Origin of the sequence: Parvimonas micra (assembly GCF_037482165.1) — a bacterium.
GTDB lineage: Bacteria > Bacillota > Clostridia > Tissierellales > Peptoniphilaceae > Parvimonas.
The window spans coordinates 150,088-175,467 of record NZ_CP148048.1 but is presented as its reverse complement, the minus strand read 5'-3'; the positions used below and the strand labels follow the sequence as shown (position 1 = coordinate 175,467).

The window sequence follows — 25,380 nt, the reverse complement described above, 5'->3', positions numbered from 1 at the left end:
TTTAAATTATCTATTAAAACTTAATAACTTTTCTCTATAATATTCATATTGTTTTTGTCTTAATTCAATTTCTTTAGGCAAGCCTTTAGAAATATTATTTACAATATCATCAAATTTATCAAGAATAGAAACAATATGCTCTTGAACTTTGATAGATGGAATAAGTATATCAACTTTTTCCATAAGTTTTTTAGAAACATTAAACCTAGTTACTCCTGATGCGGTTTTTATAATTTGCTTCCTAACATATTCAGAACGAAATAAATATTTACTAAAACTTGGCAATAAAATATTTGAATCATTTAATCTTAGAAAGAAACAAAAACTATTTAAATATAAATCTTCATCTACGTACTCAGTTATAACAGAACTCAAACCACATTCATCCAATATTTCAGATGACCCTGTAAAAATAATATCACCTCTTTGCAATGTTCTTTGTTGTTCTCCATTATTTATATTAACTGTTTCCTTAATCTCTAAATTTATTGATAAATTAGAAAACACATTTTTATAAGTTATAAATTTTGAATTTCCATTTATAAAATCTTTTTTACTTTTTCCAGAAAGTCCTCCAAAAAAAGAACCAATCTCTCCTAAACATCTATGTTCTACACCAAATATATTAACACTAACAATTTCTCCAACTTCTTTAAGAGAGTTTAGATACGAATTAGAGAGATATGCTCTCTCTCTCTCTCTCTCTCTCTTAACAGAATTTTCATCAAATGTCAAGAGCTTTTCGCGATAATATTCATATTGTTTTTGTCTTTGTTCAATTTCTTGTGGTAACAAACCTTTTGTATCAGCTAATAAAGATTGAAATTTATCAAGAATTTCAACTACTTTGTTTTGTATTACAATTGGTATAATTGGAATTTTATAATTATCAGTTACTCCTGTTGATATTTGTGGCAATTTCCCTGATATTGAATTATCTTTAAAATATTTCAAATTATTTTTTAGTAAATAAAATAAAAACTTTATACTAAGAACTTCATCATTTATAGTTGAATATGACCACATTTCATTTTTGTGACTAAATGGTTTATCATAATATTCAAAATCAATATTTCCTCTAGATTTAACAATTACACTTGGAATTTCAATAACATTCTTTTTACCAACTACATCAACATCAAGATGTGCAGTTGTACTTCCTCCTGCAAATATTTTAACTGGTGAATCGTCATTGTTCAATTCTTTCATTTTTTCTGCTGTTATATTTATCCCTTTTTGTCTATTACAAACATCTTTAATTCTACAAAAAGTTATTTCTCTATTATTATCTGAACTCATTATTTCAGTAGAAATTTTATTCAAATATTCTTCGCTTAAAAGCATATCTCTATAATATTCATACTGTTTAGTTCTAGACTGTAATTCAGACTGTAATTTAGTAACATAATTTGTAAATTTGTCAAGTGTTTTTACAATTTTTTCTTGAGTTTCTATTGATGGAATAGGTATTTGCAATTGTTCTATTTCACTTTTAGCAATTGTCTTTCTAGTATTTCCAAATACTCTTTTATATAATTTTTCTCTAAAATTTTCACTTTGAAATAAATAATTTAAATAACAAGACGTAATAAAAGATTTATTTTTTAAGCGAACCCTCATTATATGGTATGAATATACAGTATTAAAAATATCCTCAGTTGCTACCCCTGACCTAAAAATATCGTCTGTGGTCTCAGAACTAGGAGTAACAAATATATCTCCAAACTCAATATTACAATTTTGTATTTTATTCTCTGGTGCCGTAACATTCATCGTAGGAATATTAGAATTAATATATTGATTTTTATATACATCCATATAATTTAAAAGTTTTATAGGTAACTCTCCCAAAACTTTTTTCTTATCTACTCCTGCTCCTGTTATTTCTGCTATTTCTCCAAGTTTTTTCCATTCAACTTTTTCATTCTTTAGTAATTCATCTATTTTACTCATCTTCAAGCTCCTTTACAATTTCGTTTATTGAGCTTCTTAATTCGTCTATTTTCTTTACTGTTTCTTCAATTTCTTTGTTTAGAACTTTTATGTCGATTACTTCTCTTGTATCTTCTTTTTCCACATATGTAGAAACAGATAAGTTATAGTCATTTTCTTCGATTTCAGTTCTATCTACATATCTTGAAAAATATTCTTTGTCTGTTCTGTTTCTAAATTCTTCTACTATTGCACTTATATTTTTTTCTTCCAAGATATTGTTATTAGTTTCTTTTTTAAATTCTTTACTTGCATCAATAAAAAGCACCTTGTTTTCTGTTTTGTTTTTAGCCATAACTAAGACACAAGTTGCTATTGATGTTCCAAAAAATAAATTTTCAGGTAATTGTATTACACAGTCTATAAAGTTATTATCTATTAAATATTTACGTATTGTTCTTTCTGCTCCTTTTCTATAGAAAATTCCCGGAAAGCATACTATTGCAGCTCTACCATTACTTGAAAGATAGCTTAGTGAGTGCATAATAAAAGCATAGTCTGCATAAGATTTCGGTGCTAATTTTCCAGCAGGAGCAAAACGAACATCATTAATCAAAGTAGGGTCTGCATCTCCTATCCATTTAATTGAATATGGCGGATTTGAAACAATTGCATCAAAAGGCTTTTCGTCATTATGTAGCGGATTAAGTAATGTGTCCCCTCTTTTGATAGAAAAGGCATTGTAATTTACATTGTGAAGAAACATATTCATACGAGCCAAGTTAAAGTTAGTCATATTAATTTCTTGACCAAAAAATCCCTCATCTATGATATGTTCATCAAATTGCTTTTTCATTTGTAAAAGTAAACTTCCGCTTCCACAAGTTGGGTCATACACTTTGTTTATCTTTTCTTTTCCATCCATTACAATTCTTGCTAAAAGTTTTGATACGGTTTGTGGAGTAAAAAATTCCCCACCGGATTTTCCAGCATTACTTGCATAGTTAGAAATTAGATATTCATAAGCATCCCCAAAAGTATCAATATGATTATCTTTAAAATCTCCAAAATTAATTTGAGCTATTCCTGTTAAGATATCTCTTAGTCTCTTATTCTTTTCTGCAACAGTTCCACCAAGTCTATTGCTTGTTGTGTCAATATCATCGAAAAGTCCTTTTATGTCGTCCTCAGATTCTGAGCCGATAGCACTTTTTTCAATGTCAGAAAAAATATTAGCAAGTTCAGTATTTAAGTTTTCATTATCTTTTGCTTTTGCTACTACATTTTGAAAAAGCTGACTAGGTAAAATGAAAAATCCCTTTTCTTCTATTGTTCCACTTTTAAAATCTCTTTTTGCTTCATCATCTGAAATTTCTGCATATTTAAAATCAGGGTCTCCTGCTAAATGTTCATTTTCATCAAAATAATCTCTTAAGTTTTCAGAAATAAATCTGTAAAATAAAATTCCCAATATATATTGTTTAAAATCCCAGCCATCTACGGCTCCACGAACATCATCTGCAATAGCCCATATTTTTCTATGAAGCTCTGCTCTCTGTGCAGTTTCATTATTTTCTTTTGAAAAATCCGACATTTTCTCTCCCTCTCTTTATTTTTAAATTATTTATTTTACTGCAATTTTATAAAATTAATTCATAAACCAACAAATCCTCGCTACTTATTAGCTTAAAATTGTTATTTGTTGCGATTTTTTGTGTTGCTAATTGTTTTTTATCACATTCGATAATGAGTGAATGGATATTTTTATTTTTTGCATAGTTAATGAGTGATTTTGTTATTTCGTTTGCTATGCCACATCACCAATAGTCTTGACTTAAAATAAAGCCAATTTCGTAACTGTCTTTGTCGTATTCGTGAAAAATAATATGTCCTATTAATTTTTTGTTTTCTTTATATTCCAAAGCAAAAACTCGTGGAGGATAAGACAGAGCATTTTTGTTTAAAAATTCTTTTGTGTTTTCCAAAGTGAAAGGTGCTTCAATGTACTCCATCACTTTAGGGTTACTTAATATCAAATATAGGTCATCTACATCTGATTGTTTAAATTGTCTTATCCTACACCTTTTTGTTTCTATATTAAAAAAATATTCCAAGATTATCACTCCTGATTATTTCTATTCAACATCTTTTAATGATTCTATCATTGGAACTTTGCTAAGCATTATTTTTACTACGAAGTAAACTATAAATGTGAAAAATAGTGTTACTAGTGCTGAGTAAATGTAGCTTATAAGTTTTACTTTGTTGAAAAATCTGATTGAGTCCATAGCAAGTTGTTCCATTATATTTATGTGCAGACTGTGACCTACAAAGATTCCGAGCCCTATTCCTATTATTGTTAGTATTACAGTTTCTTTGTAGATGTAGTTGTCAATTTCTAAAGGATAAAATCCTAAAACTTTAAGTGTTGCAATTTCTCTTTTTCTTTCTGAGATGTTTATATTACTTAAGTTGTATAAAACTACGATTGACAAAAAGCCTGAGCATATTACGATTACTAAAATAATTGAGTTTATGCTGTAAGATGCGTCATCAATTATCCTTTTCAATGAGTGTATGTTTGTGCCTTTTACGGCAACTGGATCTTTTTCTAATTCATTTATTACTTTTTCGATATTATTCTTGCTTCCATCATTTAAAATTAGTAGCTTTGTATTTTTTATAGGTTTTCTGAAAAAAGTTTGTTCATAAGTTTTTTCGTTCATTATAAAGAAATTGCCAACATGATTTTCAAAGATTCCTGCAACGACTCCCTTATATTCTTTATTGTTATTTATAAAGGTTATTTCATCTCCAACGGAAAGTGAAAATTTTTCGGCTAATTTTCTATTTATATAAATTCCGTCATCTAATTTGTCAATTTTTTTGTCTCCATTATATAGTCCAAAGAACTTAGAAAACTCACTCAAATTGTCAGTTGTAAAGACACCTATTTTTTCATCAAAGCTCTTTTTGGATTTTATATTTACAGATACTAAAGATAAATCAATACTTTCTTTAATGTCCTTATTTGCTTTTATATCTTCATTAAATTTTTCCAAATCTTTTTCCAATGACATTGGATTGTAGATAACTGATGAATGATATTTTGTATATTTTGAGTATTGTAAATCGGAAACTCCGTCTAAGCTGTCTTTTATTCCAAATCCTAGCACTAAAAGTCCCATACAACCCATTACACCTATAATTGTCATTGTAAGTCTTAGTTTGTATCTAAAGACATTTCTTAGAGTTGCTTTTTGCAAAAATGAAAGTTCTTTCCAAATATAAGGTATTTTTTCAAGAAAAACAAAGTTTCCTGACTTTGGAGCCTTTGCTCTCATAAGTGATGAAATTTTTTCTTTTAAAGTTCTTATACATGTTACATAGGACACAAAAGCTGTGCAGAAAATTGCAATTAATATTCCTGCAATAATTATTTGTGGATAGTAATTGTCAAAAACTTTTGTAAATATAAAGGCTTTTAAGTAGGATCTGTAAACAAGTGGAGAAATCACTTTAAAACCTAGGATAGTTCCTATTATTCCTCCAATGATACTTGCTAAAAGTCCGTAGTAAAAGTATTGTTTTGCTATATCAATATTGCTATAACCAAGAGCTTTTAAAGTTCCTATTTGTATTCTATTTTCATCTACCATTCTAGTCATTGTTGTAAGTGATACCAAAAGGGCAATGAAATAGAAAAATAGTGAGAATACATTTGAAACACCATAGATTCCATTAGCTGCAAAATAAACTTTTGACATCATTGATGAAACAAATCCTTCTTCAATATTGTAATTTGGTTCTATCAATTTGGATAAGACTTCGTCACCGTCAGAAATTTTACTATTTGCATCAAGGACTTTTTCTTTAGCATCCTCTAAATCTCCCTTGCCTTTATTTAATTTTAAGTTGTTTTCTTCGACTTCTGATTTTTTTTGAACTAATTTTGCATAGTATTCATCAAATTTTAGTATTCCTTGTTTGGCTTGTTTTTCCAATTGGTACATTTGACTTTCTAAAGTCTTTATTTCTGAATTTAGTTTTTGTTCGGCTCCTGATAATTCTGTAAGTTTAGCAGAAATACTGGAAAGATTTGAATTAACTGAATCTAAATTCTTTTGAACTGTTTGTAAAGATGAATTCAATTCCGCTAATTTTTTATTTATTTCTTCTTTCTTTACCTTATATTCATTTTCCTCAATTAATTTTGATTGATAATTTTCTTCGAGCAATCTTAGTTCTTCATTTACTGTTTTTATTCCAGCATCAACTTGTGCTTTTGTTTTTTCTATATCTTCTTTACTTTTTATTAAAGTTTTATTTTTTTCAACTATTTCTGTCTTATTTTTATTTATTTCACTCTTTTTTGAATTCAAACTGTTTAGAGCAGTTGTCAATTTTTCTTTATTTTTAGTTATTTGAGTAATAAATTGATTTTTTTGGTAATTTAAATCTGCAAAAGCTCTTCTTAAGTCTTTTCGACCACTTTGAACTTTTTCAAGATTTTGTTGTAATTTTCTTTCACTTTCTTCAATGTCAAATTTATTTTTATTAACTTCTTCTTTACTATCATCTAAAGTTTCTCTCTTTTGAGAATAAATGACATTGTAAACTTCTCCAGCTCTACCTTTAAACAAATCTTGTAACTCTGTTTTTCTTTCGTTTGATAGCTTTTTGTATTCTTTACTATTTCTATTCAAGTCATTAAGGTCAGAAAAAGTAATTTTTGCATAAGAATAATAGCTAAAGTCAAAAGCATTTTTTGATATTATTGCCAAATATCCATTTTCAGTAGTCCCTGTTAGCAATGTAGCTAAAACTTCTGAACTTTTAATAAAGCCTTTTACTGTAAATTTATTTTGTTTTAATTTTTTTACTTCATCTTTAAAAATTCCAAATTTTTTGACATTTTTAAAGTCTATTTCATCTCCAATTTTATATTTATCTTTTAGTCTTTCATCCAACAAAATATCAGAGTCAGACTCGATGTCATTTCCTTCTATTACTTGAACAGTACTAATTTTTTCTGCCTTGCTTTCTATGGTAAGGTCAACTTCTCGTTCTTCGTCTTTAAGATTTATACTGTAACCATATTCTACATCTTTTAGATTTTTTAAATTGGAAATTATGTCCTCATCTTCTTTTTGCAAGCCAAAATTAGAATAAATTTTATAATCATATAAATTTCCTTCTTTTACACGTTCATCGACACTTCTTCTCATAATGTATGGAGTTATTTTAAGTCCAACAAAAACCATTACTCCAAGAGCAATCATAAAAACAATGGAAATAAATTTCGGAAATGTTCTAAAGATTGTTCTGTAAAAATTTTTAAACAATGATTTTTTCATACTACCACTCAATTTCCTTTATGTTCTTAGGACTATCATTTAATATCACTTTTTTTACAGTACTATCGTTAATTTCAATAACTCTGTCTGCCATTGGAGTAATTGCTTGATTGTGAGTTATTAAAATTACAGTTGTATTCGTACTTTTACATCTTTGGTGTAAAAGCTCTAAAATTCTCTTTCCAGTATGATAATCCAAAGCTCCTGTAGGTTCGTCGCATAAAAGCAGTTTAGGATTTTTACAAAGAGCTCTCGCTATTGCAACTCTTTGTTGTTCTCCCCCTGATAATTGACTTGGAAAATTTTTAAGTCTATGAGACAATTCAACAGATTCCAAAACTCCTGCCGGATTTAAACTTTCCTTTACGATTTGCCCTGCAAGTTCTACATTTTCCAAAACAGTTAAATTTGGAATTAGATTGTAAAACTGAAAAACAAAACCTACATCAAATCTTCTGTAATCATTAAGTTGTCTTTTATTAAATTTACAAATATCTTTTCCATCTATAAAGATTTCACCACTTGTTGCATCATCCATTCCACCTAATATATTAAGGATTGTAGATTTTCCAGCTCCTGAAGGACCTACGATAATACAAAATTCTCCGTGTTCTATTTCAAAAGAAACATCTCTATTTGCAACGATCTCTGAACTTTTTCCTTCATTATATTTTTTATAAACATTTTTAAATTCAACAAAAGCCATAATTCCTCCTATTTAATATATTTTTATATTCAAATATTAAAATTATACATAATTATCTAATTGTACTTTAGCACAAAAGCGAAAAAAAATCAAGGTCGCAAAATAGTATATTTTCAAATAAACTATCAAAATTTTATTTTTTATGATTTTAATTTTATACAATCTTAATATCGTTTGCAGAATTTTTGTTAAACTTAATAAAAAATATTTATTTTTCAATAGTTTATATTAATCTTTTTTATAAAAAAACACTTGTTTTATTTATTTCAAAATGGTATAATGAGAAAAAGAGTTTAAGGGGTGGTTTAAATGTTAAATTTTGTACTTGGTCCATCAGGATCTGGAAAAACTAAATGGTTGATAGATAAAGCAAATGAAGAAGTGAGAAAGGGAAATGGAAATATAATTTTTATTGACACAGATGATTCTCATATTTTCAGCTTAGACCACAGTGTTAGATTGACAAATGCTAAGGAATACGGCATTGAAAATCTTGATAAATTATTCGGATTTATCTTCGGAATTGTTTCAAGAGACTACGATGTAGAAAAAATTTATATCGACGGTATATATTCAATAATTGAAATGAATGGCGATATGCTTTGCAAATTTAAAAAGGATGTCGAAACATTTTGCGAAAAGCACAATCTTGAAGTTTTCATGGGAATTAATATTCCTAAAGAAGAACTTTGCGAAGGAGCTCAAGCAACTTGTGTCGAACTAAAGTTAGACTAAATTTAAAAAGCATCGTTAAGGTGCTTTTTTTGTGATATGAATATTCCAACAAAACAACTTGAAACTTTTTTCAAAAAGAGAAATGATTTGATTTTAGAACTTTCGATAAGAAAAATTGATAAAATATCTTTTTTGGAAAAAAATTATGAATTGATACAAAATTTAAATATGAAACCACTTTTAAATATATCTTCGCTGGAAGAAGGAATGTATAATTATCAATATTACAATATTTTAGCAAAATTTTTTAAACAAAAATCAATTTTGTATTCAAATAATAAAAAAAAGCAAAAAAAATATAATGAAAATCTTATGAAATCTAATAATTATTATGCGGAAAAAGATAAATTTCTTTTAAAGATGATTGACTTCTTAGATGAAAAAACTACAGAAGCGTATTTTATAGATATGAATTCAAAAAGACTTAACAATTCTCTTTTTGAAATTGTCGTTAAAGATGTTGAATTTGCAATTTTTCATTCAATGAATGTTGAAATTCTACAGAAGTTAAAAGAAAAGAATATATTTATTGATGAGATTAGAATTTCAAAGATTAATGACTATGTTAATACAAATATTTAAAAGGTTGTGTAGCGCTACACAACCTTGTTTTTTATATTAAACATTTCTGAAAACTTTATCAATAACTTCTTTTAGTGTTTTAGATTTTTCGACTTTTAATGTTTTTAAATTTTTAATATCCACAACTTCATTTGAAATATAGACCTTTTTGTATCCCATTCTGTCAAGTTCCATTAGTCTTTCGCTTAAATTAGGAACTTTTTTAAGTTCTCCGGTAAGTCCAACCTCTGCGATAAATACATTATCTCTTGGAACTGATTTATTTAAAATTGAAGATGCAACGGAAATAATTACAGCTAGATTAACAGATTGCTCTGAAATTTTAAGTCCTCCCGTAGTCTTTAAAATTACATTTTTATTGTATAAATTAAATCCGGCTCTTTCTTCTAAAATAGAAAGCAATGTATTTAATTGATCTTTTTTAAGGCTATCTCCAATTCTCGCGGGATAACTTGTAAAAGATTGAGAAACTAGACTTTCAACTTCAACAACTAACATTCTGCTTCCCTCTTTTACAACAGATAGTACACTTCCACAAATATCTTTTTCTCTTTGAGTTACAAAAAATTCTGATGGATTTTTAATTTCTAAAAGTCCATACTCTTCCATTTTAAAAAGTCCGATTTCTCCAGTTCTTCCAAATCTGTTTTTTGTACTTGTAAGAGTTCTTAAACTTTCGTCAGACTCTCCCTCTAAAAGCAAAACAGAATCCACCATATGTTCCAAAGTCCTAAGTCCTGCCATTTCATCTTGCTTTGTCATATGACAAACTATAAAAATTGCTCTTGGCCTTTTAGGATTTTTTGCAACTCTAACTAATTCGTTTATACATTCAACAGTCTGTGTTGGAGAACCAGCCCTTGACGGAATTGAACTTAACATAACAGTTTGAATACTATCTAAAATCACAATTTCTGCATCAACCTCTTCGATAGAATTCAAAGCCTCATCCATACTTTGTGTAGATTGTATCCAAATATTTTCTGGAATTTCTTTTACAATTCTATTTGCTCTTGACTTTATCTGAGATGAGCTTTCCTCTGCAGAAATATAGATAGTTTTTACATTTTTACTTGCAAAGTCAAGTGCAAGTTGTAAAAGCAATGTACTTTTACCACAACCAGGTCTTGCAGTTAAAATATTAACACTGTCTCTTACAATTCCACCACCTAAAACACGATTTAACTCATCAATTCCAGTTATAAATCTATCATTTTCATTTACATTTACATTTTTTAGCTTTTCAACTTTCCCCTTTGCAACAATTTTGTCAGTTGAACTCTTCACGTCGGAAACTTCAATCTCTTCTATAGTTCCCCAACTACCACAAAAACTACATTTTCCTTGCCAGCCCAATGACTCTTTCTTGCAATTAGAACATATATATTTTTTCTTTGTTTTCATTTTAATCACCAACTATATTTTAATGTAAAAAATTTCAAAAAGCAATAGGCAAAATTTGAATAATTTTTGCAAGTTAAATTATTAATTGAATTATTTGCTTGTATTGACTTTTAGAAATCTTTGTAGTATATTAACAACGAATGAATAATTTTATTATAAAGGAGAGAAAAAAATGGATGTTTACGAAAAAGCATTGTTACTTCACGAACAATGGCAAGGAAAATTATCAACAGAATTAAAAGCAAAATTGGAAAATGCTGAGGATTTAACTTATGCATATACTCCAGGTGTTGCAAGACCTTGTATGGAAATAAGCAAAGACCCTTCTTTAGCTTATAAATATACAAGTAAAGCTAATACTATTGCTGTTATTTCAGACGGAACTGCTGTTTTAGGTCTTGGGGATATAGGTCCTGAAGCTGCAATGCCTGTTATGGAAGGAAAATGCTGTTTATTTAAAAAATTCGGCGGAGTTAATGCTGTTCCTATAGTTTTAGATACAAAAGATCCAAAGGAAATTATTTCAATTGTAAAAGCTCTTGCTCCTACATTTGGTGGAATTAATCTTGAAGATATTTCTTCTCCAAGATGTGTTGAAATTGAAAGAACATTAATAGATGAACTTGACATTCCAGTATTCCACGATGACCAACATGGTACTGCAATAGTTGTTACAGCTGCATTAATCAATGCATTAAAATTAGTTAAAAAAGAAGCTAAGGATATTAAAGTTGTTGTTTCAGGAGCTGGCGCTGCTGGATATTCAATCATAAAATTAATTATGATGTTAGGTGTTGAAAATGTAATTGCATTCGACTCAAAAGGCGCAATTAATAAAAAACATTCAGAAAATTATAATTTTGTAAAGAAAGAATTAGCTGAAATTACAAATAAAGAACAAAAAGATATGACTATGAAAGAAGCATTTGTTGGTGCTGACGTATTCATTGGTGTAAGTCAAAAAGATTTAGTTACTAAAGAAATGGTCGCTTCAATGAATAAAGATGCGATTGTATTTGCAATGGCAAATCCTCAACCTGAAATTCTTTATGCAGATGCAAAAGAAGCTGGAGCTAGAATTGCTGCAACAGGAAGATCCGATATGCCTAACCAAATTAACAATGTAGTTGCTTTCCCTGGAATTTTCAAAGGTGCTTTAGAAGCAAAGGCTAAGAAAATTACTGATGAAATGAAATTAGCTGCATCATACGGACTTGCAAGTATGATTCCTGATGACAAAATTAGAGAAGATTATATTATTGTTTCAGCTTTTGAAGAAAATGTAGCTGATACAGTTGCGAAAGCAGTTGCAGAAAAAGTTAAATAGTAGATATTTAAAATAAATCCTCAACAATGTTGGGGATTTTTGGTTATATTTTTTGGATGTATCTTCGATACATTCACTTTTGTTTTCAACAAAAGTGTGAGATCTCTCGACTACACTCGAGATGACGTATAAGGAATAATACTTCGTTTAATAGCTTAACGTAAACAGTAAATAATCTTAAAAAATAAAAAATTTCCAAAAAAATAAAAAGTTTTACGTCATAACAACTAGTAAAGTAATGCCCCCAACACCTCATCTTGAGCGGAGTGTAACGGAGTCGAAAGATCTCCTAAAGCTTCTTTAGGATGAAATTCTTCTAACTTATATATCTTCGATACATTTATTTTTGCTTTTCAAGCAAAAGTATGAGATTTCTCCATTTCGCTTCGCTACAGTCGAAATGACGTATAAGTAATAATACTTCGTTTAATAGCTTAACGCAAACAGTAAATGATCTACAAAAAATATTTTAGTTAGATAAAAAATAAATGGATTGTCGTTTATCGACAATCCATTTTTCTAGCTTAAATATTTAAAAACAGTTCCCAGAACTGCACACATTCCTTTGTAAAATAAACTTTCTTCAACATCGAATTTACTATGATGATGAGGATATATTTTATCTCCATCATAAATTTTCGGATTTGAAAGCATAAAGTAAGTTCCTTTTGCTCTTTGTAGGAAATAAGCAACATCTTCTCCACCCATGCTCGGATTTTTTATAATTTCAACTGAATCCTCTCCTAAAACTTCTTTTGTATTTTCTATAAAAAATTCAGTAAATTTTTCATCATTCATAACTACAGGATACATAAAGTGATAAATTGTTTCAGCTTCACAATTGTAGGCTTTTGCGATTCCATCTGCAATTTCTTCAATTCGCTTTGCGATAAATTCTCTTACTTTTTCGTCTAAAGTTCTAACTGTTCCTTTGATGTAAACAGATTCAGGAATTACATTATGAGCAGTTCCTCCTCTAATTATTCCAATAGTCAAAACTGCATTTGAAATAGGATTTATTTCTCTTGAAATTATCTTTTGAAGTCCAAGAACAATTTCTGATGAAACTACAATTGGATCAGCAGAAAGATGAGGTGTTGCGGCATGTGAGGATTTTCCTTTTACATTTATTTCAAAAATATCTGCTGATGCCATTATAGCTCCTGCTTTTACTCCTATCTTTCCATATTCAATAGGAATCAAACAACCTTCATGGAGTCCAATTACTGCATCGACTTTTGGATTTTCCATACAGCCTTCTTCAATCATAGGTAAAGCTCCTCCCGGTGTTTCCTCTCCAGGTTGGAAAAATATTTTTACAGTTCCCTTAAGTTTATCTCTATTTTCATTTAATATCATACAAGCTCCAAGTGCCATTGCAGTATGTCCATCATGTCCGCAAGCATGCATATTTCCATTTGTAGATGCAAAAGGAAGTCCGGTTTCTTCAACGACAGGAAGTGCATCGCTGTCAGCTCTTATTGCAATACATTTACCTTTTTGTTCTCCGTCGATTTGAACCACAATTGCATTCCCATTTAATAGTTTTTTATAATTTACTCCTATTTCATCTAAAACTTTTGAAATATATTCCATAGTTTTTGGAAGTTCCAATTCTAGCTCTGGAATTTGATGTAAATCTCGTCTAATCTTTATAACTTTTTCTTCTTTTTCTTTTACTAATTTTAAAATATCCATAAAAACCTCCTTGTTTTTAATAGAATAATATAGAAATATAATACCACTTTTTGCAATAAAAAAAAATAGGGTTCCCCCCTATTTAATTTAAGCAATAACTTCTTTTTCAAATTTTTCTTCGTCTTTATTAACAGACTCAACTAACTCTTCTCCCAATATTTTTTTAAGAGAAGGAGCAAGCAATTTTCTTGTGAATTGAATAAAAGGTCCTGCAAAGAATGTTATTATCAAAGTTCCAATTCCGACAACTCCACCCATCAAATATCCTATAATAACAAGCACAAGATCAGAAATAACCCTTACAGTTCTATAGGAAAATTTTGTCTTATCACTTATTAATTCAGAAATTCCGTCAGTTGCACCAACTCCTAAATCTGTAAAAATATAAATTGTAACACCATTAGCTATAATAAATGTTCCAATGAAACAAATTATAATTCTGTAAATCATTTCTAAATCTTGTAAATTAAGCCAACCAAAAAGAACATTCATAGCTTCAACTGTATAACCTATTACAAAAATAGCTAAAATTGATGATATATTTATATATTTTCTATCAATAAGAAATATTGCACTTAAAAATACTATATTAAAAATTACTGCACAATTTCCATAACTTAGTCCTAATTGTTTAGACATTCCAAGGTCAACTGTGCTTGCAGGGTCAACTCCCAAATTTACTTTAATTGTAAAAAATACACCTATCCCCAAAATAATCATTCCGATTATTGACATGGCAATTCTAATAAATAATTTATCTTTCTTCATTTTTTCTCTCTCCTACCCGATTATTTTATAAAAAATAGAAATAGTTGTCAATGTTTAAAAATGGATTTATAAAGGACTTTGTTAATTTTTATAAATATTAGATTTTTACAGTTTAAAAAACTTGTTTTTTAATATCTCTTTTTTATTTATGATAATAAATTGTTTTTATGATATAATATATATATATATAGTACATTAATTAAAATATTAGAGGTGCAATTTTGAAACAAGCTATTTATAGAGAGTTTAGGCCAAAAGATTTTACAAGAGTTGTTGGTCAAGCTCATATTGTTGAAATTTTAAAAAATCAAATAAGAACTGGAAATTTAGGACATGCCTATCTTTTTTCAGGGATAAGAGGAACAGGAAAGACAAGTTGTGCTAAAATTTTCGCTCGTGCGGTAAATTGCTTAAATCCTATTGATGGGAATCCTTGCAACGAATGCGAAAATTGTAAAATGATTTTAGAAGACAAGGCTCTTGAAGTTGTGGAGATGGATGCTGCAAGTAACAGACGTATTGACGATATAAGGGAATTAAAGGAAAAAGTAATCTATCCCCCACAAATTGTAAAATACAAAGTTTATATAATCGATGAAGCCCATATGATTACAAATGAAGGCTTTAATGCTCTTTTAAAGATTTTAGAAGAACCCCCTAAGCATTTAATTTTCATTCTTGCGACAACAGAAATTGACAAACTTCCTGATACAATTATTTCAAGATGTCAAAGGTTTGAATTTAAAAGGATTAATAATTCAGACATTGTTGAAAATATAAACTATGTTTTAAATAATCTAAATGTAGAGATAGAAGAAGATGGAATTAATTTAATTTCTGAGCTTTCTTCAGGTGCAATGAGAGATGCTTTAAGTCTTTTGGATCAGGTTGTTGCAACCGGAAAAGAAAAAATTACTATTGATGATATTAATGAATGTTTAGGACTTGTGAACTTAAATATGTTGTTTGAGCTTTCAAAGTCAATTTTAAATTCATCTAAAAACGAAACTATTGAAACTTTTAGAAATTTGGTAAAAAATGGAAAGACTCCACATAATATAATCATTGATTTAATCAAACATTTTAGAAATATAATTTTAGTAAAGAGTATAAAAAAAGAGCTTACAACTTTAAATGATGTTGAGTATAAGAGATATTTAGAACATTCAAATAAATTTGAAATGGATGAACTTATTTTCATTTTAGAAAATCTTTTAGATGTTGAAGATAAGATGAAAAAAAGTGATATGCAAAATGCTCTAGCTGAACTTTTAATTATAAAAATCTGTTCATTTAAGAAAGAAAAATCTGAAATTGAAAAGAGACTTGAAACCCTTGAAACAATTATTAAAAGTGGAAATGTAAAAGTTGATTTAGTAGAAAGAGAAGATATTTCAAATGAAGTAGCAGAAAACAATATTGAATCTGTTCAAAATACGGAAATTATAGAAGATATAGAAAATACGGAAATTATAGAAGATATAGAAAATACTGAAAATACAGAAAATACAGATGATATAAAAAATATCGAAGAAACAGAACAAGAAGAAAATATAGAAGATGTTGAACAACCTATAGAAGAAAATAATGAGATTCACGAAAAAATTGAATTAACTTCTTTTAAGGATGTTTTAAAAGAAACTATTTTCAGAAAAACTGTTTCTAAACTCTTTGATGAAAGCGTTAAAGAGATTTACTATTTTCCAAAAGAAAATTTCTTACATATTGATTGTAAAGAATATTTATTTAAGTTTGGAAGTTATAAATTAGATGAAAATAATTGTTTTGTTTTAAAAGAAACAGCTGTTTTGAATGAATTTTTTACAAAGGTTAATATGCCTGTTCAAAACTCATTGACAATTTATGCAAATTTTATTGGTTAGAATGTTGATTTTTAAGCTATCGTAGTATTAAGAACGGAGGTATCTTATGAAAAGACTATTTAAAGTTATTTTATTGCTTTTTGTTTCTATTTCACTTACTTCTTGTTTAAGAACTGAGAAGCCATTTCCAGAAAATAGAGAACAACTTGCATTTAACATCGACAAGACAGATTCCATAAACAAATTAAATTTAGAGATTTTTACTAAGCTATTAGAATCTAATGAGGGGAAAAATTTTGTTTTATCTCCCCTTTCAATTCAGAGATGTTTGGATTTGATTTCTTTTTGCACGGAGGATAGAGAAAATTTAGAGTTCTTAAAGAATTATGATGATGCTCATCTTCAAAACTTAAAATTAAAAAATTCTAATTTAGCAAATTTAATTTTAATAAATACTAAAATTTTTACTGGAGATACAAAAAATTTAAACTATGATAATATTAAAACTGTTAAAAACGGAAAAGATGCTACTAAAGTATATCAAGATTTTCAAAAAAAGAATTTGAAAGAAGTTCTAGATAAAGAAGAATTCAAGAACGACTTCATTATATTTTTTATTGATGCTGTGAATTATGATGCAAAGTGGGATAAAAAGTTCGATGAAAAAAATACAAAAATGAAGGAATTCACAAAATTAGATGATTCTGTAATTAACGTCAATACAATGTATAATCAATTTAAGGATAGTTTAGCCATATCAGATAATGAAAAAGAAGCTTTTGTACTAAGTGCAAACGAATCAAAAGTTTATTTTATTAAGCCTAAAACTAAAAATTATTTTTCTTCTAAAAAATTGATGGAATGTATAAAGGCTTTTAATGATAATAGCGAAAAAGCTGATGTAAACTTCTTCTTGCCAAAGATAGAAACAAAATCAGAAGTTGATTTTAAATCATTATTTTCTGAGCTTGGGCTTGAGAAGATGTTAAACGGTTATAAATTAGAAAAATTATTAAAAAATGTTGGAGTTAAAGTAACAGATGCAAAGCAAAATTCAATTCTAAAGATTGATGAGAATGGTGCAAAAGCTAAGGCTGTTACAAAAATAACTAATAAGGCCACAGCTATTCCTAGTAAAAAAGAGATAACTATAAAGATGGATAGTCCTTTTTATATTATCATAGTAGACCATGATGAAAAAAGTAAATCAAATCTAATAACTTTTTCAGCCTTTATAACAGATCCAAGTAATTAAAAATTTTATCGGTTAGAATGTTGATTTTTAAGTTATCGTAGTATTAAGAACGGAGGTATGCTATGAAAAAACTATTAAAAACAATTTTTTTAATGTTCATTTTAGTATCTTTAGTATCTTGCAATAAGACGGAGAAATTATTTCCAGAAAACAGAGACAAACTGGTATTTGATGCATCACAGGCAAAGCAGATAAATAAAGTAAATATGGATATTTTTACAGCTTTATTAAAAAACAAAAAAACTGATGATAATTTAGTTTTATCCCCTCTTTCTATCCAAAGATGTTTGGATTTAATTTCTCTTTGTACTGATGATAGAGAAAATTTACAACTTTTTAAATTTTATGACGAAGCTCACCTTCAAAATTTAAAATTTAAAAACACAAAGTTGGCGAATTTAATTTTGATAAACTTACAAAATATCAAAGGCGAAACGAAAAATATTAATTATGGCAATATTAAAACAGTTAAATCAGCAGAAGAAGGAACTAAAGTTTATCAAAAATTTCAAAAATCCAACTTAGATGAAGTTTTGGATAAGGAAAAAATATCTGATGATGTTGTAGCAAGTTTTATCGACACAATTAATTACGAGGTAAAATGGAAACAACCATTTGATGAAAAAAAGACTGAAAAAAGAGATTTTACAAAATCTGACGGTGCAAAAATACAAGTTGATACAATGTATAATCATTTTGAAAATGTAACAGCTATATCTAATGATGTAATGGAAATATTTTCTATTAGGTCAAATGATTCAAATATTTATTTTATAAAGCCTAAAGAAGAACAAAATTTTTCTGCAGAACAATTATATAATCTTATAAATACTTTTAAAGAAAGTAAGGAAAGATATGATGTAAATTTCTATTTGCCAAAGATAGATATTAAATCACAGGTTGATTTTATGAATCTATTTCCAAAGATTGGACTTGGAAAATTATTAAATGAATTCAAAATAGAAAGATTATTGCCAGATATGAATGTTAAGGTTAGTAAGGCTAAACAAACTTCTACACTAAAAATGGATGAAAAAGGTGCAAAAGCTAAAGCAGTAACAAAAGTAGATGTTAAAGAAACAAGTATGCCAGTAAAAAATAAAAATATTGATATTAAAATGGATAGACCTTTCTATATATTCATTGAAGATTATGATGAAAATAGTAAGACTGAATTGATAACTTTTTCTGCTTATATTGTAGATCCAAGTAAAAAATAAATATAATTCAAAGTCGGTTAAAGGCAGTATCGGATTTCTTATTCGATATTGCTTTTTTTATATCTAAATTTGTTGAATTTACTTTATCTTGTTATTGTAAATTATTGATTTCTACTCAAAAAAATGCTATTATAAAGTATAATTTTTAAAGTTTTATGTTATTTGATTAACAAAAAAATTTCAATAACAATGTAAAACTAGTTTAGAATAATTAAGTTATTTTTAGGAGGTAGTTTATGGCTAAAGGTGGTTTCCCTAAATACGGTGGCGGTATGAATATGGGTAATATGATGAAACAAATGCAAAAAATGCAAAGAGAACTTGAAAACACTCAAAAAATGTTAGATGAAGAAGAAGTTTCTGCTACTTCAGGTGGTGGAGCAGTTGAAGTAACTGTCAATGGAAAAAAAGAAGTTTTAAGCATTAAACTTGATCCTGAAGTTGTTGATCCAGATGACATTGAAATGTTACAAGATTTAATTATGACAGCTATAAATGAAGCTAATAGAAAAGCTCAAGAAAAACACGATTCAGAAATCAATAAAATAACAGGCGGAATTAATATTCCAGGATTATAAAAATGAACAATTATACTAAATCTATAGATGAAGTTATTCATTATTTGTCAAAACTTCCAACTATCGGAAGAAAATCCGCAACTAAAATGGCTTTAAAGATTTTAGAAATGGATGATGATTACACAATTGAATTTGCAAAAAGTCTTATAAATATGAAAAAGAATACTCATCATTGTAAAATTTGTGGAAATTTAACAGAAGATGAAATCTGTAGTATTTGTGCTGATGAAAAAAGAGATAAGTCAATTATTACTGTTGTAGAAGATATGCAAGGCGTTATTAGTTTGGAAAAAACTAAGGCTTATAAAGGAACTTATCATATTTTAAATGGTCTTGTTACTCCAAGAGAGGGCATAACTTTGGATGACTTAAATGTAAATTCACTTTTAGATAGAATTGAAAAAGATAATGTAAAAGAAGTTATTTTCGCTATTAGTCAAACAATTGACGGCGAATTGACTGAGCTTTATATTGTCGATTTGCTAAAGAAATTCAAAAATCTTAAAATTTCAAAAATTGCAAATGGAATTCCGATAGGTAGAAGTGTAGATAATTATGATGAATTAACATTTTTAAAGGCATTAGAAGATAGAAGAGAGATAGAATATTAGGTTTCTAATGTTTATGGGGGAAAATATGAAATCGACAAATAATAACTTTTTATCAGGAGTTCGTCATTCAATTCCTATATGGATAGGTTATATTCCGTCAGCGATAACTTTTGGTATTCTTTGCAATACTAATTCGCTAGGTTTATTGCATGCTTTCTTAAGTTCTTTTGTTTTATATTCAGGAGCTGCTCAATTTATGTTGGTAGGTTTTTTAACATCAAGTGTTCCTCTTTTTGGAATTGCAGTTTCCGTTTTTTTATTGAATACAAGACTTTTCCTTATGTCTGCTACACTTGGAGCGACTGTAGATAAGGTAAATCACAAAGCATTCCCTATCGTAGGATGGTTATTAACAGATGAAAGTTTTTCTATACTTTCATTTAATAAAGAAAAAGTAAATACACCTTTTACACTTGGAGTACAAATTCCTCCATATTTTATCTGGGGAATTTTCACGATAGTAGGTTACTTTTTGGGAGACTTTTTACCACAGAATATAAAAGTGGCTTTTAGTGTTGGTCTCCTTGGACTTTTCGTAGCACTTCTTGTTCCAAATGTAAAGAAACATCTAGTAACAGTAAGAGTTGTCATTGTAACAGCAATAATATATGCTATTATCTATTATACAAAATTATTTCCACTTGGCTGGGATATAGTTTTTTCAATAATACTTTCTTCAATAGTAGGTATATTCTTAATCGGCGATGAAACTTTAGAAGATGAAGAAGAAATAAAAGAATAAGGAGAGAATAATAAGAAATTATGGATAAATATTACTATTATATAGTTGGTACATTAATTGCCGCTGCTGTAACTATAATTCCAAAAGTTCTTCCATTATTCTTTCTTAAGGGAAAAACTTTTAATAAAAAATTAATGACTTTCTTTAAAATTGTACCTTATACTTCAATGTCTGTACTAATTTTAAGAGAAGTCTTAGTTGCAGAATCAGCTAATAAATTAATGTATGTAGTTACAATTGGGGTTGCTTCAGTAGTTTCATATATAACTAGAAATATGGTACTGACTGTATTTGCATCAATACTTACAACATTTCTTTATATGAATTTATTTATTTAAAAAAACAAGGAGCTCAAAGCTCCTTTTTTCATGCAAAAAAAGATACTGATTTAATCAGTATCTTTTGTAAATTATTCTTGTTCTATCTTATCAGTTAATCTTTCCATTTCGTCAATTAGACTTCCAATATACTCTATTGTATTAAGAAGTGGCTTATCTGTTGTAATGTCAACATCTGCCATTTTTGCAAGATTAACTGGATTTTTGCTTCCTCCAGCTTTAAGTACTTCAATCCATTGTTTTGCCTTTGAATTATCTTTTAAAATATTTAGACACATTTGTGTTCCGATTGTTAAACCAGCGCTGTAAGTGTATGAATAAAGTCCCATGTAGTAATGAGGTTGTCTCATCCATGTTCTTTCAACTCCATCTACAAGTTCAACATCTTCACCAAAGAATTTTTCCATAGTTTCTTTGAAAATAGTATTTAAAGTTTCGGCATCAACAGCTCCACCTTTATCTATAATTTTATAAACTTCCCTTTGATAATATGCTTCTAAGAAATGTGTTACGAAATTATGATAATATGTTTTTGAAATGATTTCAGAAAGAATCCATCTTCTTTCTCTATCAGTCTTTGCTTTTTCAAGAAGATAATGAGCCATAATCAATTCATTTGTTGTTGAAGGTGCTTCTACAAAATAAGTTGAACAATCAACATTTAAAATATTTTGATTTTGGTGGCAAAGTGAGAAATGACCACCATGTCCAAGTTCATGAGCAATAGTAAGAATGTCAGACATATTTCCTGACCAAGTTAAAAGTACATAAGGATGCACTTTGTATGGACTTGCACAGAAAGCCCCTGATGCTTTTCCTTCATTATCCACATAGTCAATATATCTATTATCAAAAGCTCTTTCCAAATATGCTTTATAATCATTTCCTAAAACAGACAAACCTTCTATAACCATATTTTTACATTCATCAACACTATAAACTTTTTGGAATTCAGAATCTAAAGGCATTTTCATATCTGAAAAAGTCATCTTATCTAATTTATTTACTCTCTTTAGAAGTCTTGCATATTTTCTAATATGTGGTGCAAGTTTTTCCATAATAACATCACATTGTCTATTATACATATCCATTGTAACTTCTTGTGAAGACAAAAGATAATCAAAAACACTGTCGTATTTTCTAACTTTAGACATTGCCTTGTCTTGTTGAACATTGCTATAATATGCACTTGCAAATGTATTTTCATATTTTGCTAAAGTCTTGTAGAATTTCTTAAAAGCATCTCTTCTAAATTCAGTATTTGAATCAACTTCAAAACTTCCTTCAAAAACATTGTAAGTCATTGGAGTTTTTACACCATTTACTTCAACATCTTCAAAAGATAAGTCTTGCATTTTAGATTGTTGATAAACTCTATAAGGAGTTTCAAAACTTCCTGACAAAGCTGAAAGTGTACTTTCAACTTCTTTTGATAAAGTATGATCTTTTCTGTCTAAAAGTTTTTCTAAAAATCTTCTATTTTCAGAATTTTCTTTCATAGCCTTTTCTATAATTCTCTTGTCGTTTGCTAAAATTTCAGTTTCTACAAAGCTAAGTTTGGCATAAACTGGAGCAATAGTATTTTCAAAATCAACCATTCTTTCAAATTGTTCTTTTCCACCTAAATCTGTTTCATAGTCCAAACTTGCATAATTTGCAGTTAAATCAAACAATACATAAATAGGTTTTAAATCTTCCAAACAACTATTAATAGTACAATAACAGTCAAGTTTCCCCTCATAAATCTTTACAAGTTCATCTGTTTTATCTACTATTTCTTTAAGGGCTTTTTTATAATCTTCTTCTGTTTTAAAAAGATCAGTCAAATCCCAAGTTAAACTTTTATCTACTTCATTTCTTTTCATATCATACCTCCAAAAATGTTTTCTTCCACAATATCTATTCTACCATATTTAAAAAGTTTTTTCATTAGTTTATTATAAAATATTTAATAATATTTAACAAAAAATCGAGATTAAAATATAAATAATAATCTCGATTTTAATAGAAATTTTCGCTTTATCAATAACAAACAGCGATAATCCTATAATAATCCAATCCAAAATAATCCTTTGATTTTTCCAAACCTTTTTTTGCTTCTTCAAAATTTTCATTTAACCATTTATCTACATCTTCGTTTTTAGAAAGCATATCATAGAATTTTGCTTCATCAACTTCAGAATGAACACTTTGGTAACATCTTGTAATCTTTAAATTACCTTCTTTATCTTTAGTAACAGTAAATTCTAAAACTAAAGAATTACCACTAATTTCATCAGATTTAGAATAAGCAAATTCAGTTATAACCTGCAAATTAAAGTTAAAAGAATTTCCGTCTTGCTTCCACTTTTCAACATCTACAGGTTTTACCGTAACTTCATATCTATAGTAATAATTATTAAATTCTTTACTCTTTAAATTATTATACTTAATTTTATAATTCATAAGTTTTAGGACATCCTTTGAAAAATAGAGCTCTAAATTATTTTTTTCACCCAAATCTCTATTGTTATAAAATTTTGCAATGGCATCAGAAGCAAAATCTACTTCTTTTGACAATGCCTTGTCTTTATCCTGAATTTCATCTTGAACATCTTTAGCTATGGATTTATTTGTACTAAAAGACCATAATACCAATATGGAGAAAAAGCTAAATATTATAATTCTTTTTATTTTCATAAAAATCCTCCTACAATCAATCAAATACTAAAACATTCCATCCTAATTAAATTATACCATATAACATTTTCTATTTTCAAGTAATATTGAATTAAATTGATATGTTAAAAAATATAATAAATTTCTTTAAATTTAAGAATAATCACAAAAAATCTTTATAAAAAACCGTTTTTCCTATTGAGTTTTTTCTTAATTTCTTGTAAAATATGTTTAGACAAAATACGAAGTTTTGTATTTTTTTGTTATTTTAGTTTTTTTATTTTTAAGGAGAGAGAATGTAATGAACAAAAAGAATAGCATAGTTGATATGTTAACGTTTGGTTTTGCGCTTTTTGCAATGTTTTTTGGAGCAGGAAATTTGATTTTTCCCCCATATTTGGGAGTTCTTTCAGGTAGCTCTTGGTTTATCACATTTTTAGGTTTTACAGTTACTGCTGTTGGTCTTGCTCTTGTAGCTTTAATGGCCGTTACATATTATGAATGTGATATAATGAGATTTTTTAGTCCAATTGGAAAGAAACCTGCTTTAGTTTTAAGTTTTATGGTTATTATGTGTGTTGGGCCACTTCTTGTAATTCCAAGAACAGGTGCGACTGCATATGAAATGGGAATTAAGCCAATATTAGGTTTCCATAATATCTTTACAATATCTATAGTAGCAATTATTTTTTATGCTTTAACTTACTTTTTAACAGTAAGACCGTCAAAGGTTGTTGATATTATTGGAAAATTTTTAACTCCTTTTTTAATTCTTGCACTTGTTGTAATTATCGTTAAGGGAATTATTTCCCCACTTGGTGTTCCAGCAGAAACTGCTAAAATAGATAGTGTATTAGGAAAAGGATTAATTGACGGCTATCAAACAATGGACTGTTTCGTATCTTTAGCAGTAGGATCAGTTTTATTATTAACATTAAAAAATAAAGGTTATAACGAACCTAAACAACAGGTTAAGATGTTATTTAAATCAGGGATTATTGCTTGTACTACTTTAGGATTAATTTATGGTGGACTTACATATTTAGGAGCAACTGTTTCTGCAGAATATGGACTTAATATTGAGCAATCACAAATTATCGTAAATGTAACACAAAATCTTTTAGGAAATGCAGGAAAAGTTGCATTAGGTTTGGCTTCATTCCTTGCTTGTCTGACAACAGCAATCGGGCTTACTTCTGCATCTGGAGAATATTTAGTAAATATTACAAAAGGAAAAGTAAAGTATTCTACTTTTGTACTTTGTATTTGCATTTTTGGTGCAGTAACAGCTATAATTGGAGTTAACGGAATTGTAAAAATAGGTGCTCCAATACTTGCTGTAGTATATCCGCCAACAATTGTTTTAATTATACTTGCATTTTTTAAAGATAGAATTAAAAATGATTTAATCTTTAAACTACCTACATTTACAGCTGTTACAATTAGTTTTATTCAAGTGTTTTATGAACAAACAGGACTTTTTAAATTTATAACTATTTTGCCATTGAGCAATGTAGGTTTTAACTGGATAATTCCAAGTTTTATAGCATTTGTAATAGCATTATTTCTTAAAAAGAAATAATAAAAAAATAGTAATTTAAGACAAAAGGTGATATTATATTATAATATCACCTTTTTTTACAAAC

General features: G+C 28.0%; 20 protein-coding genes and 2 pseudogenes. 11 read left to right on the top strand and 11 right to left on the bottom strand.

Translation table 11 applies throughout. From position 1 onward, the window contains the following. Nucleotides 1-6: 6 nt before the first annotated feature. The 6 genes and pseudogenes from WFJ11_RS07460 to WFJ11_RS00855 all read right to left on the bottom strand — a co-directional run. A pseudogene (locus tag WFJ11_RS07460) lies at nucleotides 7-603 on the bottom strand (restriction endonuclease subunit S); the annotation flags it as partial. A 123-nt stretch (nucleotides 604-726) separates the two neighbouring features. Further along, a pseudogene (locus tag WFJ11_RS07455) lies at nucleotides 727-1,953 on the bottom strand (restriction endonuclease subunit S); the annotation flags it as partial. Further along, the gene (locus WFJ11_RS00870; RefSeq protein WP_338817486.1) at nucleotides 1,946-3,526 is read right to left on the bottom strand and encodes a type I restriction-modification system subunit M; all 1,581 of its coding nucleotides are present in this window, start codon (nucleotides 3,524-3,526) and stop codon (nucleotides 1,946-1,948) included. The gene WFJ11_RS00870 and the pseudogene WFJ11_RS07455, both read right to left, overlap by 8 nt. Before the next feature lie 223 nt (nucleotides 3,527-3,749). Beyond that, on the bottom strand, nucleotides 3,750-4,046 hold the full coding sequence (locus WFJ11_RS00865) for a GNAT family N-acetyltransferase (protein ID WP_338817485.1): 297 nt from the start codon (nucleotides 4,044-4,046) through the stop codon (nucleotides 3,750-3,752). A 21-nt stretch (nucleotides 4,047-4,067) separates the two neighbouring features. Beyond that, nucleotides 4,068-7,289 (bottom strand): FtsX-like permease family protein, encoded by a 3,222-nt coding sequence (locus WFJ11_RS00860; RefSeq protein ID WP_338817484.1) that lies wholly within the window; start codon nucleotides 7,287-7,289, stop codon nucleotides 4,068-4,070. Nucleotide 7,290: 1 nt separating this feature from the next. After that, complete coding sequence (locus WFJ11_RS00855) at nucleotides 7,291-7,995, bottom strand: ABC transporter ATP-binding protein (RefSeq protein ID WP_009354479.1); 705 nt, start codon at nucleotides 7,993-7,995, stop codon at nucleotides 7,291-7,293. 309 nt (nucleotides 7,996-8,304) lie between these two features. On the opposite strand from WFJ11_RS00855, the gene WFJ11_RS00850 reads away from it, so the two are divergent. Together WFJ11_RS00850 and WFJ11_RS00845 are read left to right on the top strand one after the other, a co-directional pair. Then, nucleotides 8,305-8,730, top strand: a complete 426-nt coding sequence (locus tag WFJ11_RS00850) for a hypothetical protein (RefSeq protein ID WP_009354595.1) — start codon at nucleotides 8,305-8,307, stop codon at nucleotides 8,728-8,730. Nucleotides 8,731-8,766: 36 nt separating this feature from the next. Then, nucleotides 8,767-9,312, top strand: a complete 546-nt coding sequence (locus tag WFJ11_RS00845) for a DUF6648 family protein (protein ID WP_338817483.1) — start codon at nucleotides 8,767-8,769, stop codon at nucleotides 9,310-9,312. A 36-nt stretch (nucleotides 9,313-9,348) separates the two neighbouring features. On the opposite strand, the gene radA is transcribed toward WFJ11_RS00845, so the two are convergent. After that, entirely contained in the window at nucleotides 9,349-10,716 is a 1,368-nt protein-coding gene (gene radA, locus WFJ11_RS00840) for a DNA repair protein RadA (protein WP_009354665.1), read from the bottom strand. Nucleotides 10,717-10,888: 172 nt separating this feature from the next. On the opposite strand from radA, the gene WFJ11_RS00835 reads away from it, so the two are divergent. Next, the gene (locus tag WFJ11_RS00835; protein WP_338817482.1) at nucleotides 10,889-12,043 is read left to right on the top strand and encodes an NADP-dependent malic enzyme; all 1,155 of its coding nucleotides are present in this window, start codon (nucleotides 10,889-10,891) and stop codon (nucleotides 12,041-12,043) included. 519 nt (nucleotides 12,044-12,562) lie between these two features. Here WFJ11_RS00835 and WFJ11_RS00830 read toward each other — a convergent pair. Both WFJ11_RS00830 and WFJ11_RS00825 read right to left on the bottom strand, forming a co-directional pair. Further along, nucleotides 12,563-13,741: a M20 family metallopeptidase gene (locus WFJ11_RS00830; RefSeq protein ID WP_338817481.1), complete on the bottom strand. Its 1,179-nt coding sequence runs from the start codon at nucleotides 13,739-13,741 to the stop codon at nucleotides 12,563-12,565. A gap of 87 nt (nucleotides 13,742-13,828) precedes the next feature. Beyond that, on the bottom strand, nucleotides 13,829-14,509 hold the full coding sequence (locus tag WFJ11_RS00825; RefSeq protein WP_338817479.1) for a membrane protein: 681 nt from the start codon (nucleotides 14,507-14,509) through the stop codon (nucleotides 13,829-13,831). A gap of 221 nt (nucleotides 14,510-14,730) precedes the next feature. Between WFJ11_RS00825 and dnaX the strand changes: the two genes are divergently transcribed. The 7 genes from dnaX (at nucleotide 14,731) to WFJ11_RS00790 (ending at nucleotide 21,076) form a co-directional block, all read left to right on the top strand. Further along, the gene (gene dnaX / locus WFJ11_RS00820) at nucleotides 14,731-16,392 is read left to right on the top strand and encodes a DNA polymerase III subunit gamma/tau (RefSeq protein ID WP_338817478.1); all 1,662 of its coding nucleotides are present in this window, start codon (nucleotides 14,731-14,733) and stop codon (nucleotides 16,390-16,392) included. 46 nt (nucleotides 16,393-16,438) lie between these two features. Beyond that, nucleotides 16,439-17,587 carry a serpin family protein gene (locus WFJ11_RS00815; protein ID WP_338817477.1) on the top strand — a complete coding sequence of 383 codons (1,149 nt, stop codon included), beginning with the start codon at nucleotides 16,439-16,441 and terminating at the stop codon, nucleotides 17,585-17,587. Between the two features lie 62 nt (nucleotides 17,588-17,649). Continuing rightward, a complete protein-coding gene (locus WFJ11_RS00810) occupies nucleotides 17,650-18,807 on the top strand; it encodes a serpin family protein (RefSeq protein WP_338817476.1) in 1,158 nt (385 codons plus the stop codon). A gap of 236 nt (nucleotides 18,808-19,043) precedes the next feature. Continuing rightward, complete coding sequence (locus WFJ11_RS00805) at nucleotides 19,044-19,385, top strand: YbaB/EbfC family nucleoid-associated protein (RefSeq protein WP_009355034.1); 342 nt, start codon at nucleotides 19,044-19,046, stop codon at nucleotides 19,383-19,385. 2 nt (nucleotides 19,386-19,387) lie between these two features. Beyond that, complete coding sequence (recR, locus tag WFJ11_RS00800) at nucleotides 19,388-19,996, top strand: recombination mediator RecR (protein WP_338817475.1); 609 nt, start codon at nucleotides 19,388-19,390, stop codon at nucleotides 19,994-19,996. Nucleotides 19,997-20,021: 25 nt separating this feature from the next. After that, entirely contained in the window at nucleotides 20,022-20,738 is a 717-nt protein-coding gene (locus tag WFJ11_RS00795; RefSeq protein ID WP_009354625.1) for an AzlC family ABC transporter permease, read from the top strand. Between the two features lie 20 nt (nucleotides 20,739-20,758). After that, nucleotides 20,759-21,076: an AzlD domain-containing protein gene (locus WFJ11_RS00790; RefSeq protein ID WP_009355097.1), complete on the top strand. Its 318-nt coding sequence runs from the start codon at nucleotides 20,759-20,761 to the stop codon at nucleotides 21,074-21,076. 71 nt (nucleotides 21,077-21,147) lie between these two features. On the opposite strand, the gene pepF is transcribed toward WFJ11_RS00790, so the two are convergent. Beyond that, nucleotides 21,148-22,941: an oligoendopeptidase F gene (gene pepF / locus WFJ11_RS00785; RefSeq protein ID WP_338817474.1), complete on the bottom strand. Its 1,794-nt coding sequence runs from the start codon at nucleotides 22,939-22,941 to the stop codon at nucleotides 21,148-21,150. 157 nt (nucleotides 22,942-23,098) lie between these two features. Next, on the bottom strand, nucleotides 23,099-23,755 hold the full coding sequence (locus WFJ11_RS00780; RefSeq protein ID WP_338817473.1) for a hypothetical protein: 657 nt from the start codon (nucleotides 23,753-23,755) through the stop codon (nucleotides 23,099-23,101). Between the two features lie 280 nt (nucleotides 23,756-24,035). On the opposite strand from WFJ11_RS00780, the gene brnQ reads away from it, so the two are divergent. Next, on the top strand, nucleotides 24,036-25,316 hold the full coding sequence (gene brnQ, locus WFJ11_RS00775) for a branched-chain amino acid transport system II carrier protein (RefSeq protein WP_293439456.1): 1,281 nt from the start codon (nucleotides 24,036-24,038) through the stop codon (nucleotides 25,314-25,316). Nucleotides 25,317-25,380: the final 64 nt, after the last annotated feature.

Excerpts from the sequence above, each read along its gene's own strand:
- WFJ11_RS00870 (WP_338817486.1), bottom strand. The coding sequence starts at position 3,526 with ATGTCGGATTTTTCAAAAGAAAATAATGAAACTGCACAGAGAGCAGAG.
- WFJ11_RS00860 (WP_338817484.1), bottom strand. The coding sequence starts at position 7,289 with ATGAAAAAATCATTGTTTAAAAATTTTTACAGAACAATCTTTAGAACA.
- WFJ11_RS00855 (WP_009354479.1), bottom strand. The coding sequence starts at position 7,995 with ATGGCTTTTGTTGAATTTAAAAATGTTTATAAAAAATATAATGAAGGA.
- WFJ11_RS00850 (WP_009354595.1), top strand. The coding sequence starts at position 8,305 with ATGTTAAATTTTGTACTTGGTCCATCAGGATCTGGAAAAACTAAATGG.
- WFJ11_RS00845 (WP_338817483.1), top strand. The coding sequence starts at position 8,767 with ATGAATATTCCAACAAAACAACTTGAAACTTTTTTCAAAAAGAGAAAT.
- radA (WP_009354665.1), bottom strand. The coding sequence starts at position 10,716 with ATGAAAACAAAGAAAAAATATATATGTTCTAATTGCAAGAAAGAGTCA.
- WFJ11_RS00835 (WP_338817482.1), top strand. The coding sequence starts at position 10,889 with ATGGATGTTTACGAAAAAGCATTGTTACTTCACGAACAATGGCAAGGA.
- WFJ11_RS00830 (WP_338817481.1), bottom strand. The coding sequence starts at position 13,741 with ATGGATATTTTAAAATTAGTAAAAGAAAAAGAAGAAAAAGTTATAAAG.
- WFJ11_RS00825 (WP_338817479.1), bottom strand. The coding sequence starts at position 14,509 with ATGAAGAAAGATAAATTATTTATTAGAATTGCCATGTCAATAATCGGA.
- WFJ11_RS00815 (WP_338817477.1), top strand. The coding sequence starts at position 16,439 with ATGAAAAGACTATTTAAAGTTATTTTATTGCTTTTTGTTTCTATTTCA.
- WFJ11_RS00810 (WP_338817476.1), top strand. The coding sequence starts at position 17,650 with ATGAAAAAACTATTAAAAACAATTTTTTTAATGTTCATTTTAGTATCT.
- WFJ11_RS00805 (WP_009355034.1), top strand. The coding sequence starts at position 19,044 with ATGGCTAAAGGTGGTTTCCCTAAATACGGTGGCGGTATGAATATGGGT.
- recR (WP_338817475.1), top strand. The coding sequence starts at position 19,388 with ATGAACAATTATACTAAATCTATAGATGAAGTTATTCATTATTTGTCA.
- WFJ11_RS00795 (WP_009354625.1), top strand. The coding sequence starts at position 20,022 with ATGAAATCGACAAATAATAACTTTTTATCAGGAGTTCGTCATTCAATT.
- WFJ11_RS00790 (WP_009355097.1), top strand. The coding sequence starts at position 20,759 with ATGGATAAATATTACTATTATATAGTTGGTACATTAATTGCCGCTGCT.
- pepF (WP_338817474.1), bottom strand. The coding sequence starts at position 22,941 with ATGAAAAGAAATGAAGTAGATAAAAGTTTAACTTGGGATTTGACTGAT.
- WFJ11_RS00780 (WP_338817473.1), bottom strand. The coding sequence starts at position 23,755 with ATGAAAATAAAAAGAATTATAATATTTAGCTTTTTCTCCATATTGGTA.
- brnQ (WP_293439456.1), top strand. The coding sequence starts at position 24,036 with ATGAACAAAAAGAATAGCATAGTTGATATGTTAACGTTTGGTTTTGCG.